The sequence below is a fragment of the Mycoplasma leonicaptivi ATCC 49890 genome, assembly GCF_000622205.1.
Taxonomy (GTDB): domain Bacteria; phylum Bacillota_I; class Bacilli_A; order Mycoplasmatales; family Metamycoplasmataceae; genus Mycoplasmopsis; species Mycoplasmopsis leonicaptivi.
Map to the genome: position 1 here is coordinate 1 of NZ_JHWE01000007.1, position 17,840 is coordinate 17,840.

A 17,840-nucleotide genomic window follows, 5' to 3' on the forward strand; every position below is an offset into this window, starting at 1 on the left:
CTGATGGTGTTTTAGAAAGTAAAACCTTTATAACTTTCATTGCTTCCATAGTTAAAAGTTTTATTAAGTTTCATTGTTCTGATTTATTAAAAAATAAATCAAGTTTAACATTTAATTCAATAATAGATGAATTATCAAAAATTGAGGTTTCAAAATTTGATGAAAAATATATAAGAAAAAATTCTCTAACTGCAAAACAAAAAGAAATACTCAAAAATTTGAATATTTCTTCTGATGAATTATATAGTTTCATAATATCTATAAACGAAAAAATTTCTTAATTTTTTTTATTTAGTATAAAATTTACTGAAAGTTTAAATTTTAAAAAAGTATTTTAATTTATTGTAAAACTATATAGACAAAATGTTTTATTAATAAATAATATCAAAATAATCTAATTTATATAATATATAGTTAAAAAAGTTTTAAAATTATATCTTTTTTATTTTTTATATTTAAAAACAAATTTTATACTTGTTTATAATTTTACAAAACAAAATTTCATATTAAAAAAATATTTTACTATATACAATACAAATAAGTAAAAGCATTGTTAAAAGCACAGATGAACTTTTATCTGTGCTTTTTTAAGACAAATAAAAATTCTAATATTAAAAAATAACTAAGAAAAAATTTTAGTTTTTGTCAATAAACATTAACAAATATTTTACATTCTTTTATAAGTTTAAAGTGATTATTTATTTGATTTTTATTCAAACTTTAATTTTTTTTGAAAAACAAGAGAAAAAACAAATTAAAATACTTTTAATTAATATTAATATATCAATTTGTCTTTAAATTTATAAAAATTTAAAAAAATACTATTTTTTTAAAGACAAATTAATATGTTATTAATTAATAAAAAATACCTAAAAAATAGTTTTAAAAATAATTTTTTATATAATTTTTTTTGATATAATTATCACATAAGTTTTATTTTGTTTATACCACTAAATTAATTTTATAAAAACTAAAAAAATAAATTTTTATGAATAAGTGCTATTTTTAATATTGAACTAAACAATTTATACTTATATTAATAAATACTTTTTATTAATGATTGTTATAAAAATGTATTGCTTTAAATATTGTTAAAATAAGAAAATATAAATGTTGTTTAAAACTCAAAATCTATTAAAGGATTTTGAGTTTTATATTTTTAAAATTAGTTTAGTAATTAAAATTAAAACTAATACAAATACTTCAAAATAACTCTTTTTAGTATAACTCTAATACACCACATATAGATAAAGAAAACATATTATTTTTGATATAATAAATTTAAACATTAATTTAAGGAGTTTTAATAATGAAAAAATATTTTAAAAGTTTTTTATTAATTAATACAAGCATTATTAGTTCAATTGCTATTATTTCTTGTGGTTCACCAAATACCGGTTCAACCACAAAAAATGATGAAAAAAAATCAGATTTGGAAGTGCAAAACATTTCTCTAATTAAAGAGGAAAATTTAAACAAAATATCTATTGATTTAAATAATGAAATAAGTTCAGAAAATAATTTTGAAATTATTTTTTCTCAAAACATAATAAAAACAGAAAAAGTATTTAAAAAAGATAATAAAAGAAAAATTGAATTTATTTTAAAAGACTTACCCCAGGATTTAAAGAATATTTCTATTGATAAAATTAAAAAAGATGGTTTGATAATTAGTATTAAACCAGGTGTTACAAAAAGTTTTAATTTAATTGATGAAAATAAAATTGTTATCACTAATGCAAAACTTGAAACACTTGACAAATCTAAAAATATATTTAATGTTATTACAAACTATAAAGCATATAAGGATATTAGTAATCTTAATTTTTCACTAAAGTTAAATGATAATCTTGTCTTTAAACCAAGTAAAATAAATACAGAATCACCTTATGAATTAGTTTTTCAAATTTCTGGTTTAGAAGATGATAAACAATATACATTAACAGGTATTTATGAAAATGAAGTTAAATTAGAAATACTTCAAGGCGGTGATATAAGTTTTACAACATATGATAATTCAATAGATAATATGCAACCATTTAATCCACAACAACCACCATTTTTAGGTGATCCAAATGCATTATTGAACCATATTAAAAAATTAAATGAAGAAGGTATTCAAAAACATAAGTACAATATTGATACATCAAAATTCAAAGAAGTTGATAGGAAAACAATATATAAAGAACTTTATGATAGAACTCTTGCAGTTAAAATTGGTACAGATTTAAAACCTGATTCAAAACAAGACTCTAACAATAATCAAAATTCAAGTTTTTTTGCCTCATCTGCTGGTACAGCGTGGTTATTAGATTATCATAAATACACTGAAAATAAATACAAATTATTTTTTGCAACTAACTTACATGTAATCTCTTCTTTATCAAATACATTAAATATTGAAGATTTAGATTATAAAGATCCAAGAGGTTTTAAAGCAATAGGAATTTCTTTTGGTAAAGCATCTGGTGTAAATGAAGAATTTCCACAAAAACAAAATGGTCACACAACAGGTAAAAATGTTAAATGAGTTGCTAATGTTGATAAATTTTCACAAGTTAATTTTTCAGATCAAGGAGCAAGTGCAACTGCAATAGTTTCAAACGAAGCGATATCAGCACCTAAACTAGTTTTTGCAGGTTTTGACTTTATTAAGCGTGAAGATATACAATATACACAAGAAGAATTAAAACGTAAAGCACAAGAATTATATGAACAAGAAAAAAGTAAAGAACATGCTGATGATGATAAAGACTCAACATATTGAGTGCTTAAAAATGCATTAGAAAATAATACAAATCAATTTATTCCGCTTTATACTGATTTTGCTGTTTTTGAAGTAGATGTAGACTTTGATAAATTTACCGATGCAAATAAAACAGAATATGTTCAATGGTTTAAAGATGCTATTTCAGGTCTTGATAGATATTTAAAAAGACTGAAAGAAACATCTGTTTTACCTAATCAAGATAAATCTGAATCAGAATATATGCAAACTGTTGATTACATCTCAGCTTATAACAATAAAGATAATAATGGAAATAACTTGCAAAGTTCAAAATATACTTATACCTTAGGTTATCCAGGGACCGGTACATCTGGTATGTCTGTTTTAGATTATAATAATCCGATTGAAAGATATGAACAAGAAAAAACTTCATATGATAGATCACCGAATAATAAAGAATCATTTAATCATCCAATAGGAGCAGCAAATCAAAAAATGACCTTTAATAATCTTACACCATACACAAGTGTTTTTGGTAGATTATTAGGAGATCATTATGGTTATGTTTTCGAAAATCGTTTTTCTTCTTTAACATATGGTTCATCTGGGTCATTAGTTTATAATGAATTCGGACAAATGATAGGAATTCATAATTTAGTAGATTCTAGTACTGAACTTGGTCAATTATTAAAAAGAGCTTATTTTGCACCATTTTTATTATCAAATGATTTTGTTTCAAATAATCAAACAATAAAAGCATACAATCTTATTGATGGTTCTAATAAAACTAAATATCCATCACAAACACATTCTTTTAGAGAAAACCTTAACTTAATATACAAAAATGGTTTTTCTGATAATCAATATACAACAGCATTATTCCCTAACGGTTTTAAAGTTAACAAATAAAAGAACATTTAGTTCTTTTTTTGTTTTAATTTTTAACATTTTTAATTTACATTTAGGAGGAAAAATGAATGAAATTTTATTATATTATTCAAATATTTATCAAGGTGATAATGAAAAAATTTATTATGCTATAAAAAATAATAAGTCAGTTAATGTTAATGATTTAGAAAAAGTTGTAAATTCTTATAAACAGGCAAATATAAAATTTTTAACTGTTTTGGATGATTTATATCCCACTTCATTATTCAGACTTAAACAACCACCTTTTGTTTTGTATTATATAGGAAATATTGATTTATTAAATTATGAAAATAAAGTTTATTTAATTAATGAAATAAAAAATGATTCTACCAAAAAACATATTGAAAATAATATTAAACAACTTGTTAAAAATACAGTATTAGTGACAAATAATTACAAAGATTCAGAACAAGAATTAATACAAAAGTATAAAGATCTTGGTGGAAGTGTTATTTATTTAGCAAAAGAAGGTTTAGATACTATAACAATTAACAATTTTGATTCTACTAAAGATATAATTTTATCTATGTATCCTATAAAAACGCATCCAAAACTTAAATATTTTAAACAATCTAACTATATTGCTTCCGGTTTAGCAGATAGCTTAATTTACTTTTCATCAAAAAATAATTCTAAAACCCACAATTTAGTCAATTATTTTTTAAATGTTGGTAAAGATATTTATTGTTTTCCAGGACAAGAATTAATTGATGGCAATAATGATTTAATTAAAAATGGAGCAAGATTGATAACATATATTGCAGAAGTTATAAATATTTAATTTTTACTATATAATTAATTTATGAAAAATATTATTAAAGCAAAAGTAGAAATACAAAAAGATTCAAGAATTAAATATGAATACAACAGAAAAACAAAAGAACTAGAAGTAGACAGAATTTTAAGAGAAGATTTTGTTTATCCATGTAATTACGGTTTTGTACAAGAAGCACTTGATTGAGACGGAGATGAATTAGATGTTTTAATTTATTCACAAGAAAAATTTCAACCAGGTTCTGTTTTAAATGTTAGAATTTTAGGCGCAATGAAAATGATAGATGATGGGGAAACAGATACTAAATTAGTAGGTGTGCATGCTGATGACTACAGATTAGATCAAATAAAAGAGTTAAGTGATTTACCTAGACCATTTTTAAATACTGTTTCAACATTTTTTAGCACATACAAAAATTGAAAACGTCCAAATATAACAAAAGTATCAGGTTTTGAAAACTTAGAATGAGCGTTAAATGAATATAAAGAATGTGTTGAATTAATGGAAAAATATGGTTCAATGGATAAAAAGGAATTTATTTCTAAAATGCAAAAAGAGCATCCTGATAAATATACTGCTTAAATCGCCTTAATTGTGGAAAATTTTCACATTTTAAGCGATTTTTTCATTTTTTTGTTTTAATTTCTAAAAAAACAATATAATTTTAAACACATTAAAACAAAAAAGAGAAGGAAAAAATATGAAAAAAAGTACATTAAAAAAATTTTTATTAACTATTAGCGCCTCTACTTTTGCAGTAGCACCTATGATAGCTGCTTCATGTGGTTCTACTGAAAAAACTGGAACAAGTGGTTCTAGTGGAAATATTGGTCAAAAAACACAAACACAAAATGGTATAACAAATATTAATACACGTAATTTTAGCTTAACTCCTGAAATGGAAGCAATAGCAAAAAAACAAAATATGGTTTTAATTACAGATACAGGTAAAGTTACAGATAAATCATTTAATCAATCTTCATGGGAAGCGTTACAAAAACTTGACGAAGTTACTATGAAAGATGGTAAAAAAACAATTAAAATTGCAAATGTTGAACCAAAAAATGCTTCAGCATATGAACAATCATATTTAGCCGCTTTACAAGCTAAAAGAAATGTTTGAGTATTAGTTGGTTTTGGACACGGTGAACACATTAAAAAATTTATTAATGAAAACAAAGCGAAATTAATAGAAAATGATGTTAAAATTTTTGGAATTGACTTTGCTGTTGAAGGTGATTATGAAAAAGCATATTCATTAAACTTTAAAGTGAATGAAGCTTCATATATTACAGGTTACGCGTTAGCTAAATTTAATTCTGAAGCATATCCAAACGATCCATCTAAAAGAGTAGTAGGTTCATTTGGTGGTGGTAACTTTGATGGAGTAACTGATTTTATTACAGGGTTCTTAAAAGGTATTGCTGACTTTAATGCAGAAAATCCTACTTTACAAACAAAAGTTTCAGGTAATATTCAACTTAATTCTGGATTCCAACCTGGTCCACAAATGAGTAATGTTATTGAAACTGTTATTGGTCAAAAACCAAATGTTATTTTACCAGTTGCTGGTCCAGCAACAACAGCAACACTTGAAAGTTTAAGATCTAAAAACCTCTTAGATAGTAAATTTGTAATTGGTGTTGACGTTGATCAATCTAATGCGTTAGATGCTTCATTTAAAGGAAATTTTGTAACATCAATTGAAAAAAATATGGCACAAGCATTATATGACTCAATTTTAGAAGTTGTTTTCAAAGATACATCTCGTAATGTAATTGGTGATCAAAAAGTTGTGTATGGATCATACAAACAAAAATGAGTTGGTTTATCAAATTCTACTATTAAAGATGAAACCTTAAGATCAAAAATGCAAAAAGCAATTGATGAATCAAAAGCAAAATTTGAAACATTTGATGATGCTAAAATTGCATTTATTAATAACAACAAATTAGCAAAACTTAATAGTACAGAAGCACAAGACAAAGTTACAAATAATGCTGATCTTATAACAAGATTAACACAAATTGTTGGATTAAATCAATCTAAATAATTATTTCAAAAACAAGCAAAATATTTAGTTTTAAATATTAAATATTTACTTAAACTTATATAACTAAGTTTAAGTTTGTTTTTTAACTTTATAAAAAAAGAAAGGAAAAAATGGAAACTAAAAATGCTATTGAATTTATAGATATTTCGAAGTATTTTGGTTCTATAAAAGCTAATCATAAGATTAGTTTTGAAGTTAGAAAAGGTACAGTTCACGCATTAATTGGCGAAAATGGTGCCGGCAAGAGTACTCTGATGTCCATACTTTTTGGATTATATGAACCAGATACTGGAACAATTAAAGTAAATGATAAAGAAGTATTAATAAAAGATCCTAACGATGCTAATGCACTTGGTATTGGAATGGTTCATCAACATTTCAAACTTGTTGATGTTTATACAAATCTTGAAAATATTGTTCTTGGAAGTGAAGATATCAATAAAACCACAAGAATAATTAATTATAAGCACGCTATTAAGAAAATTAAAGCAATTCAAAATAAATTTGATATTTATTTTGACTTATTTAAAGTTACTGGTAAAGAATCGGTTGCCACACAACAAAAAGTTGAAATTATGAAAATGCTTTATCGTGATTCAGAAATTTTAATTTTTGATGAACCGACTGCCGTTTTAACAGAACAAGAAATACAAGGTTTATTAAATACATTCAAATTATTTAGAAACCAAGGAAAAACAATTCTTTTTATTTCGCATAAATTAGGTGAAATAAAAGAAGTTGCTGACAATGCGACAGTTTTAAGACATGGTCAAGTCAAGGGGAATTTTTCAGTTAAAGAAGTCTCTATTGAAGAAATGGCTCAAAGAATGGTTGGTGGAGAAGTAGAAAATATAAGGAATTCATACTCAGACACTTCTAAAAATGAGATTATTTTTAAAATAGATAACGTTTCAACTGAAGGTGAAAAACCTCTTAAAAATGTTTCACTTGATATAAGAAGTGGCGAAATTCTTGCTATTGCTGGTGTTGAAGGTAATGGTCAAGGAGATTTAGAATATGTTGTTAGTGGTATGAAAAAACCTTTCGAAGGAAATATTTTATTAAAAAGAACACCACTTGTGTCACAAAGATTAAACTTAATTAAAAAAGAATCAATTAAGCAAAAAATAGGATTATTGTCTTTAAGTATTTTATCAATACTTATTGGAATAATTTTGTTATCATTACATTTTGAAGCAAAAGATATTAGAGTTGGTACATATATTTTATCTGGCTTATGTTTTGCGACAACTTTAATTACTGGATATACTTTATTTAACAAATTATTCGGAGTTAAATTGTACGAATATAGTCAATATATTAAATCTCATCTTTCTAAAAACTTATCACAATCAGATTATTTTAAACTTAAAGTATTTAAAAATTTGTCAATAATATTTACATTAATTTTAATTGTGTTAAGTGCTTTGTCTATAACTAATATTCAATCTCTTGTTACAACATTTTTAACAATTATTGTAGGTATTTTAGTATTTATTTCATTATTTTGATTTTTATTTATTGTTTATAAAATAGTAGCTGATGATTATGCAAAGGGAGTTTCTAAATCAATTCATATTAATTGAATTTCAGCAATAAGTCTTTCAACATTAGCACTAAGTTATATACTTTTATTTGTAAATGAAACAAAAATTGTATTGAGTTTAAATTCTATTATTGTATCTCTTGTATTTTTTGTTGTGAGTTTAATTGCAACACTTGCAATTTGGATATTATTATCAGCAAAACATACAAAAAATTATTTTGTAAAAAGCAATAATGATAACGAAAATCAAGAATTTGTAAAACTTCATGAGATGAGTGTTTACAATATTTCAAAACTTGGTTTATCTTTCATACCAAGCGATAGACACAAACATGGTTTAGTTCTTGATTATAATATTAAATATAATACTGTTTTAAGAAGGTTATGAGATTCTATTTATCAAAAATTTGGTATTTTTAAAGATAAAGCAATTCAAAATGAAAATGATCAGATTATTGAAAAATTTGATGTTCGTGGAGCAAGAAATGGTTATTCACAATCAAGGCAATTATCTGGTGGTAATCAACAAAAATTTATTGTTGGTAGAGAAATGAATTCACCACATGATTTTATTTTAATTAATCAACCAACTCGTGGCCTTGATGTTGGAGCAATCAAAAATATTCATGAACGTATTTTGAAAGAAAAAGAGCAAGGTAAAGCAATTTTGTTAATTTCTTATGAACTAGATGAAGTTTTAGCATTAGCAGATAAAATTGCTGTTATTAATGGTGGTGAAATTATTGCTGTTAAAGAAGCGAAAGACCTAACAAGAACACAAATTGGTATTTACATGGCTCATAAAAAAGAACAGGAGGAAAAATAATGGCAAAAGAAATTTATCATAATAACAAAGTTCTTGATACATTATATAAAGCAAAACTATTTTTTATGTTCGATGATAAAAAAACAGGCCGTAAAAAAGTTTATGCATCATTATGAGCGGTTTTCTTTGGTTTATTTATTACTTCGTTAATTTTTATGATTTTAGGAAACTCAGGTAGTGAAGCAGTTGAAACAAGTATTTTTGATTTTGTTTCCTATTTATTTAAATTTACATTTGATGAGTTAAATAGAAAACAGTTACTATTATTCTTTATATTTTTTGGTTTTACTGGTTTAGCAGTTTCGCTAGGGTTTAAATCTGGATTATTTAATATTGGTGTGTCAGGTCAAATGACATTCCCAGCAATAATATTTTTTGCAATATTAATTAATTCTAGAATTGAATTAGACAAAATAAGTGTGCCGTTTTTAATAGTTGGATTTATATTATTTATTTTGGGTGGTTTACTTATTGGTGCAATTTCAGGTTTTTTAAAATCTTATTTTAAAGTGCATGAAGTTATTTCGACAATATTTTTAAACTGAATTATCACATATCTTGCAGCTTGATTATTTATAAGAGAAAATTATGTTTTTGGTGGAGAAGATGTGTTTAATTGATTTGATTCAATTGAAGGAACAGCGCTTTTAAGCATTTCAAAAGAAGTTACAGAAGCATTTACATATTTTGGAATTGCATTATTACTTGTTTTAGCACTTATAATTTGATTTATTTACAGTAAAACCACAATTGGTTATAAAATTAAGATGGTTGGTTTAAATAAAACAAACGCCAAATATGTTGGTGTTAATGAAAAATTATTAACAATTGCTATTATGAGTCTTTCTGGTGCTCTTGTAGGAATTGGTGGTTTCTTTTATATAGTTTTAAAAGATGGACATATGACAGGTCAAAGAGCTCCATTAGCTATTGGGTTTGAATCAATTGCTATTGCTTTAATTGCATTAAACAGTCCTATTGGTGTAATATTTACATCAGTACTATATTCAGGAATAAATGTTTCCCAATCAAACTTTGAAAATTTAGATGGTTCACAAAAATTAACATCTGATTTCTTCCCAATTATTACTGGTTTAATTATTTTTATGGCCGCTCTTGCAATTATATTTTATAAATTTAGACCAGTTAGAACAACAGCAAAATATAGTTATTTAATAACTAATAAAGAATACTGATTGAATTTTAAAACATATTGAATAAGTTTATTTAAATATGTTATTCCAGTTAGATTTAAATTAATTTCAGAAGGTTTCAAACACATTTCACGTGTAATGAAATATAAAAACAAAGAAAAAGAATATCAAAATAATATTGCTAAAATGATTTCGGGTTCATCAAAGAAAACAGATGATGAATTATTAGAAATGTATTCAGAAATATCAAAATTAAGATTTGAACATCAAGAAGACAGATATAACGCTGGTTTAAGTCAATATTTAGATTTAAAAAATAAATACAAAAATCAAGTAAGAAGTAGAAAAAATAATTACAAAAAAATTAAAGAAAAACTTTTTGTAGATTTCTTAGGCAAGACTTCAAAATCTATTGAAAATAAACTTGGAATTAAAGAAGAAATTATGGAGGTAAAATAATGGTTATAATTACATGAGCCGCTTTCTTCTTTTGTATTCTACTTTTAGCAACGATATCTGGTATTTTCTCTGAAAAAGCCGGTATTGTTAATATTGCAATTAATGGATTTATAGTTTTTGGTGCGATAATGTATTCATTATTTAGTGCTATTTATACTGATGTTATTAATGCTGGCCCAGATGTTTCACAGTATTATAACGGTCCTTGAATGAATATTCTTTTCACAGCATTAGCAGCATTATCAACAGTATTGTTTTCATTATTATTTGGTTTTGCTGTAATCAAAATGAAATCTGATCAAACAATTTCGGGTTTTGCAATCAATATTTTAGCAACTGGTATTGCATCGTTACTTGTATTTTATCTTACAGCTAATTTACAAAAATCAGGGGCTCAAATTTCATTTAGGGAAAGAACCGAATTAACTTTAAGTACAAATAATGAAAGTTGACAAAATCTTATATCATATAAATTAATTGTGACAGTTGTTATAGCATTTGTTTCATGGTTTTCATTAATGAAAACCCGCTGAGGTCTTAGATTTAGAGCAATTGGTGAAAACCCTCAAGCAGCAGACGTTGCAGGAATTAATGTTAATAAAATCAAATGACAAGCAATGGTTATTTTAGGTATAATTACTGGAATTGCTGGTTCATTATTCATTGAAGGTTTAAATAAAATTAACGAATTTTCTATCACAAAAGATGTTCAAGGTTTTGGTTTCTTAGCACTTGCTATTATGATTACTTCAAAATGAAGAGTATCATATTCTATTTTAATATCACTATTATTCTCATTCTTATTATCATTCTCATTCTTTGGAGTAAATTTATTAGGAGAAACATTTAGCAGATATAAAGACTTACTTGCAGCATTGCCATATTTATTAACTTTATTATTAATGATTGCTACAAGCAAGAATACAAACGCACCTGCAGCTGCTGGTGTTCCATACGACAAATCAAAACGTTAAAAAGAAATAAAAAGAAATTTAAAATTACAAAAATGTTTATAATTTTAAAACAAAAATTAATTTTGAATTATATAAAATTTATAACTTAAAATATAAAAAGGAGTATTTATGAAAAAAACAAGATTCGATGAAAAAGAGTTTTTAGATAAAGTGCATGCTTGATGAAGAGCAGCTAACTATTTATCAGTTGGTCAAATGTATTTAAGAAAAAATCCTCTTTTATTAGAAGAACTTAAACCTGAAGACATTAAAATGTATCCAATTGGTCACTGAGGAACAATCCCAGGACAAAACTTAATTTATGCACATTTAAACCGTGTTATTAAAAAATATGATGTAGATATGTTTTATATTTCAGGACCAGGACATGGTGGTCAATTAATGATCTCAAATTCTTGGTTAGATAAATCATATACAGAATTATTCCCTGAAATATCACAAGATATTGAAGGTCTCACAAGAATGTTTAAAAGATTCTCGTTCCCTGGTGGAACAGCTTCACATGCTGCACCAGAAACACCTGGTTCAATACATGAAGGTGGTGAATTAGGATATTCTTTATCACACGCAACTGGTGCTATTTTAGATAATCCAAATATGATTGCTGCAACAGTTATTGGTGATGGTGAAGCAGAAACTGGTCCATTAGCTGGTGGTTGATTTGCTACATCATTTATAAATCCTGTTAATGATGGTGCTGTATTACCAATTGTGCATGTTAATGGTGGAAAAATCTCAAACCCTACTATCTTTGCTCGTAAAACAAATGAAGAATTATCTAATATGTTAGCTGGTTTTGGATGAGAAGCAATTTTTGTTGAAGCCGATGTTAATGATCAAGAAGGTATTCATGTACAAATGGCTGCTAAATTTGATCAAGCGATTGAAAAAATTCAATCAATTTGAGCAAATGCTCGTCAAAAATCTGCTGAAGAAGCAACAAGACCAATTTGACCTGCTTTAATTGTAAGAACACCAAAAGGTTGAACACAACCTCACAAAGTTAATGGTTTAACATATGAAGGAAGTTTCAGAGCTCACCAAGTTCCTCTTCCTGTTACATCAGAAAAATCAAATATGATAGAAGATTTAAAAGAATGATTATTATCATATAGACCACATGAATTATTTAATAATGATGGTTCATTTAAAGAAGAATTTATGGAAGTTGCTCCGATAGGAAATAAAAGACTTGGTATGCAACCTATAACAAATGGTGGTATAAATCCAAGAGTTTTAGAATTACCAAATTGAGAAGATTTTGCTTTAAAATTTGATAAACCAGGAGAAATTATTGGTCAAGATATGGTTACTGCTGGAACATGATTCGCAGATGTTATTAAGCGCAATCCTGATAACTTTAGAGCATTTGGGCCTGATGAAACTAAATCAAACAGATTATTTGATATTTTTAAAGTAACAAATAGACAATGAATGGAAAAAATTGATCCTGAGTTAGATGAATATTTAAGTCCTGCTGGTAGATTAATTGATTCACAATTATCAGAACACCAAGCACAAGGTTTCTTAGAAGGTTATGTTTTAACTGGACGTCATGGTTTCTTTGCTTCATATGAATCATTTTTAAGAGTTGTTGATTCAATGATTACACAACATATGAAATGAGTTGTTAAAGCATTAAAAGTACATTGAAGAAATGATTATCCATCATTAAATATTATCGCTACTTCAACAGCATTCCAACAAGATCACAATGGTTATACACACCAAGACCCAGGTATTTTAGGACACTTAGCTGATAAACGTCCTGAATTAATTCGTGAATATTTACCTGCTGATTCAAATACATTATTAGCTGTCTTAGATAAAGCATTTAGAGAAAGAAATGTTATTAACTTGATTGTTGCTTCAAAACAACCAAGAGATCAGTTCTATTCAGTATCTGAGGCAAAAGAATTAGTCGAAAAAGGTTATAAAGTTATCGATTGAGCATCAACAGTGTCCGCTAATGAAGAACCAGATGTTGTTATTGCTGCTTCTGGAACAGAACCTAACCTTGAAGCTTTAGCAACAATTTCAATTTTAAATAAACACTTCCCAGATCTTAAAATTAGATTCGTAAATGTTGTTGATTTATTAAGACTAAGACACCAAAGTATTGACCCTCGTGGATTAACAGATGAAGAATTTAATTCAGTATTTACTACAAATAAACCAGTTATTTTTGCTTTCCATGGTTTTGAAGGATTAATTAGAGATATTTTCTTCTCACGTCAAAATCACAACTTATTTGTTCATGGTTACAGAGAACATGGTGATATCACAACTTCATTTGATATTCGTTTAATGTCAGAAATGGATAGATTCCACATTTCAAAAACAGCAGCATATGCAGTATTTGGAGACGAATCAAATGATTTCCAAGAATTAATGGATTCAAAAATAGATTACCACAACCAATACATTAAAGAAGTAGGTATAGATATTGATGAAGTTAGATATTGAAAATGAGAAGGTTTAAAAAAATAGATAAATAAACAAAAACACAAAATAAAATTTTGTGTTTTTAAATTAAGATATTTTAATTTTAAATATAAAGTTGTAAAATATTTACACATATATCTTTAAAAACAATTAAATAAAAATAAAAAGGAGTATTATGGCAAAATTTAAACGTGTTTTTATGATTGTAACAGATGGTTTAGGTATTGGTCCTGATAGAGATCAAAGAGCATTTAAGGATACAGGAGCAAACACTATTAGATCAGCTTCTATGTCTGATGAATTTAAAATTGATACTTGAAAAAAATTAGGTATTGGTAATATTACTAATCTAAATGGTAATTATCATGTTTCTAAACCTTTAGCATATATGGCTAAAGTGCAAGAAGTTTCTAATGCAAAAGATACATTAGCAGGACATTGAGAAATGATGGGGATAAAAACTCTTGTTCCTTTTCCTACATTTTTTGAAGATGGATTTCCAAAAGAATTAATTAATGAATTATCAAAAGCATTTGATGGAAGACCGATTGTTGGTAACAAATCTTCATCAGGCACAGATATTATTAATGAATTAGCACATGAAGAAAAAGAAAGAGGAGCAATTATTGTTTACACTTCTCTTGATTCTGTGCTTCAAATTTGTGCCCATGAAGAATGAACTGGTTTAGATAATCTTTATAGATATGCAAAAGCAGCTCGTGAGATTTGTTCTTCAAAACCAGAATGAAATGTTGGTCGTATAATTGCTCGTCCATATATTGGAGATTTTGGTAACTTTACAAGAACTTTTAATCGTCATGATTATGCAAATAAACCACGTGAAATGATATTAAATAGACTTCAAGAAGCAGGAATTAAAGTTATTTCAGTTGGTAAAATTAATGATATCTTTGTTGGTCAAGGAATATCTGAGCATTATGCAAGTCAAGGTGATATGGATGGAATGGATATTACAATAAAATTAGCATCTGAAAAAACAGAAAATCAATTTGTTTTTACTAATTTAGTTCAATTTGATTCTCACTATGGTCACAGAAGAAATGTACACGGTTATGCAAAAAATATTGCTGATTTAGATGTTAAGTTAGGAAAATTAATAAACGTTATGAATGATGATGATTTATTAATTATGACTTCTGATCATGGTAATGATCCTTTATATCCTGGGTTTAACCACACAAGAGAATTTTTACCAGCAACAATTTTTTCAAAATCATTTAAAAAACCAAAAGTTCTTCCTGATTTTAACGGGTTAGGAACATTAGGAAATATTATTGCTAAAAACTTTGGTGTTGAAACTGTTGTTGAAACAGGCGATGATGTTTTTGATAAGTTAGTCTAAAACTCAATTTATAAAACTTTAAACAAATATAACAAAAAATTGTTTAAAACAAAATATTTAATAAAAAATAAGAGAAAACATTTTCTTATTTTTTTTATTTTTATTTTTATATAACAAAATTTTAATTATTAATTCTTTATAATATTTATGCTCAATTAATAAAATTGAGAAAAATCAAGAATTAAGGAAATACAATGATACAAAAACTTTTTAGAAAAAAGGTAGATGTACAATCACAAGAAAAAAAATTAAATAATAGTAATTCTGGTAAAATCAGAAAAATATTATCAAAAATTTCTGGTGCTTTTATGTTACCTATTTCTGTTATGTCAATAGCTGGGCTTTTCCTTGGTGTTGGAGCAGCAATTGCTGGTCTTGATGCTTCTAAACCTGGTTTAGTATTATTCGGAAATGCTATTAAAATGTTAGGTGATCCTGTTTTTGCGGCTTTACCATTACTTTTTGCAGCAGCATTCGTTATTGCATTTACAGATGAAGCAGGGGTTGGAGTCTTTTCAACCATTATTGCTTATTTAGTGTTTTTAAGTATTCAATCAATTTTTATTGAAAATGTACTAGATGAAAATAAAACATTAGTTGGATACACAATTTTATTTAAAGAAGGAGGGAGAGATCCAAAAGCATTAACTAACTTAGTAGGAAATACCTTAGGAATTAAATCTCTTCAAACTTCTGTTTTTGGAGGTATTGCAGTTGGATTAACTGTTCAATATCTTTACAATCGTTTCCACACAATTCAATTACCAAAAGTAATTTCATTCTTTGGTGGAAAAAGATTTGTATCTATTATTGCTATTCCAGTAAGTTTTGTTTTAGCAATAATCTTTTTACTATTTTGACCATGAATTGGTGTTGGTCTTAATTATTTTGGTACAGCGTTAGGTAAATCACCAGCAGGAGTTGAATCTCTTGTATTTGGATTTATTGAAAGATCATTAATTCCATTTGGTTTACACCACGTATTTTATGCACCACTTTGATATTCATCTGCTGGTGGTGATGTTAATTTATTATTAACAGATTGAATTAAAACTCAAGAAGCTTCTGGTAAACTTTTTGAACAAGGTGAATCATTAAAATATCTTGTTCAAGAAGTATCAGCAAATATTAATGGATTCCAAGGTGATTCTTCTGCATCACTTAATTTATTAAAATTTGGTAATACTATTGAATACAAACTTGATGGGCAACAATACTCAATTCCATTATTCACATTTATTGAACAAATAGGAATGAAAATTGGTAGATTTGCTGATGGTAAATTCTCATTTATGATGTTTGGACTTCCAGCAGCAGCAGCAGCAATGATTTTAGCTGCTCCAAAAGAAAATAGAAAAGTTGCACTTGGAACAGTAGTACCAGCAGCGTTTACTTCATTTATTACTGGTGTTACTGAACCAATTGAATTTACATTCTTATTCTTAGCACCTTACTTATTCTGAGGTTTCCACGCAACAATGTGTGCTATATCATTTATGGCGGCTAATTTATTAGGTGTTCATATCCCTATGGCCTTTTCAGGTGGAGTTTTAGATATGTTATTATATGGAATTATTCCATTTGCTAAAGGTACAAACTTCTATTGAACAATTGTTGTTGGTTTAGGATATATTCCAATTTACTTCTTTGTGTTCTACTATGCAATTAAAAAACTAGACATAGCAACACCTGGAAGAGGCGGAAATACTAAATTATTTACAAAAGCTGACTTTTTAAATAAAAAAGAAGGTTCATCACAAGCAAATAACATTGATGCACAAGCACTTGCAATTGTTGAAGGTTATGGTGGATTAGATAATATTACAGCATTTAATAACTGTGCTTCAAGACTTAGATACGATGTTAAAGATGTATCAAAAGTTAATGAAGAAAAATTAAAGCAAGCAGGAGCGGTTGCTGTTAAAATTGAAGGAAAAAATCACGCACAAGCAATTTTAGGTCCTTCGGCAGAACAAGTTAATGCTAAAATTAAATCTCAAAGAACATTAATCGCTCAATGAGAACAAGAAAATAAAAATATACCAGTTACAATGGAAGAAACTAAAAAAGAAGAATCAACTTCAACTACAAGAAAATCAGTAAAAATCCAAACAGCAGCCAAAGGTGATTTATTGCCATTAGAATCACTTGAAGATGGTGTTTTCTCAGAAAAAGTTATGGGTGATGGTTTTGTTGTTAGGTTTGATTCAGAAATTATTGGTAATGTTTATTCACCAGTTGATGGTAAAGTAAATGTTGTTTTCCCTACAAAACATGCATATGGAATTGAAACAAGAGATGGTGTAAAAGTTTTAGTTCACATAGGTATTGATACAGTCCATTTACAAGGTGAAGGATTTAAATCTTTCGTTGAAGTAGGTCAAAGAGTTAGTGCTGGAGATAAAATTGCTCAAGTCGACTTATCACTTTTAAATGAAAAGAAAATTAAATCTGATGTTATAACAGTTGTTCTTAAAGAAGGTTCAATGTCAACTCTTGAACTTGATGAAGGTAAAACAAAAGCAGCCACTACTTCTGAAACAGTAGGTAGAGTAAGACAATAATATAAAAAAGTTGAATACTAATG

The 17,840-nt window shown here is 26.5% G+C and carries 11 protein-coding genes; all 11 read left to right on the top strand.

Going from position 1 to position 17,840, the window contains the following annotated elements; translation table 4 throughout:
• The coding region (locus tag BU00_RS05175) for a hypothetical protein (RefSeq protein WP_036458709.1) at window positions 1-281 on the top strand (281 nt) is incomplete at its 5' end.
• 1,028 nt (window positions 282-1,309) lie between these two features.
• Window positions 1,310-3,637: an MIP family Ig-specific serine endopeptidase gene (locus BU00_RS04350; RefSeq protein ID WP_051521826.1), complete on the top strand. Its 2,328-nt coding sequence runs from the start codon at window positions 1,310-1,312 to the stop codon at window positions 3,635-3,637.
• A gap of 64 nt (window positions 3,638-3,701) precedes the next feature.
• Entirely contained in the window at window positions 3,702-4,439 is a 738-nt protein-coding gene (locus BU00_RS0100390) for a DNA-processing protein DprA (protein ID WP_027121004.1), read from the top strand.
• 21 nt (window positions 4,440-4,460) lie between these two features.
• The gene (locus tag BU00_RS0100395; RefSeq protein WP_027121005.1) at window positions 4,461-5,015 is read left to right on the top strand and encodes an inorganic diphosphatase; all 555 of its coding nucleotides are present in this window, start codon (window positions 4,461-4,463) and stop codon (window positions 5,013-5,015) included.
• 118 nt (window positions 5,016-5,133) lie between these two features.
• Window positions 5,134-6,486: a BMP family ABC transporter substrate-binding protein gene (locus BU00_RS0100400; protein WP_027121006.1), complete on the top strand. Its 1,353-nt coding sequence runs from the start codon at window positions 5,134-5,136 to the stop codon at window positions 6,484-6,486.
• 110 nt (window positions 6,487-6,596) lie between these two features.
• Window positions 6,597-8,858: an ATP-binding cassette domain-containing protein gene (locus tag BU00_RS0100405; RefSeq protein WP_027121007.1), complete on the top strand. Its 2,262-nt coding sequence runs from the start codon at window positions 6,597-6,599 to the stop codon at window positions 8,856-8,858.
• Window positions 8,858-10,471 (top strand): ABC transporter permease, encoded by a 1,614-nt coding sequence (locus BU00_RS04355; protein WP_036458711.1) that lies wholly within the window; start codon window positions 8,858-8,860, stop codon window positions 10,469-10,471. Before BU00_RS0100405 ends, BU00_RS04355 begins: the two co-directional genes overlap by 1 nt.
• Window positions 10,471-11,445, top strand: coding sequence for an ABC transporter permease (locus tag BU00_RS0100415; protein WP_425411667.1), 975 nt, complete (start codon window positions 10,471-10,473; stop codon window positions 11,443-11,445). The genes BU00_RS04355 and BU00_RS0100415 overlap by 1 nt, the downstream gene beginning before the upstream one ends.
• Before the next feature lie 108 nt (window positions 11,446-11,553).
• Window positions 11,554-13,935 (top strand): phosphoketolase family protein, encoded by a 2,382-nt coding sequence (locus tag BU00_RS0100420; protein WP_027121009.1) that lies wholly within the window; start codon window positions 11,554-11,556, stop codon window positions 13,933-13,935.
• Between the two features lie 130 nt (window positions 13,936-14,065).
• Window positions 14,066-15,253, top strand: coding sequence for a phosphopentomutase (locus tag BU00_RS0100425; protein WP_027121010.1), 1,188 nt, complete (start codon window positions 14,066-14,068; stop codon window positions 15,251-15,253).
• 194 nt (window positions 15,254-15,447) lie between these two features.
• The gene (locus BU00_RS04360) at window positions 15,448-17,817 is read left to right on the top strand and encodes a PTS sugar transporter subunit IIABC (RefSeq protein WP_036458715.1); all 2,370 of its coding nucleotides are present in this window, start codon (window positions 15,448-15,450) and stop codon (window positions 17,815-17,817) included.
• The last annotated feature ends 23 nt before the right edge of the window (window positions 17,818-17,840 follow it).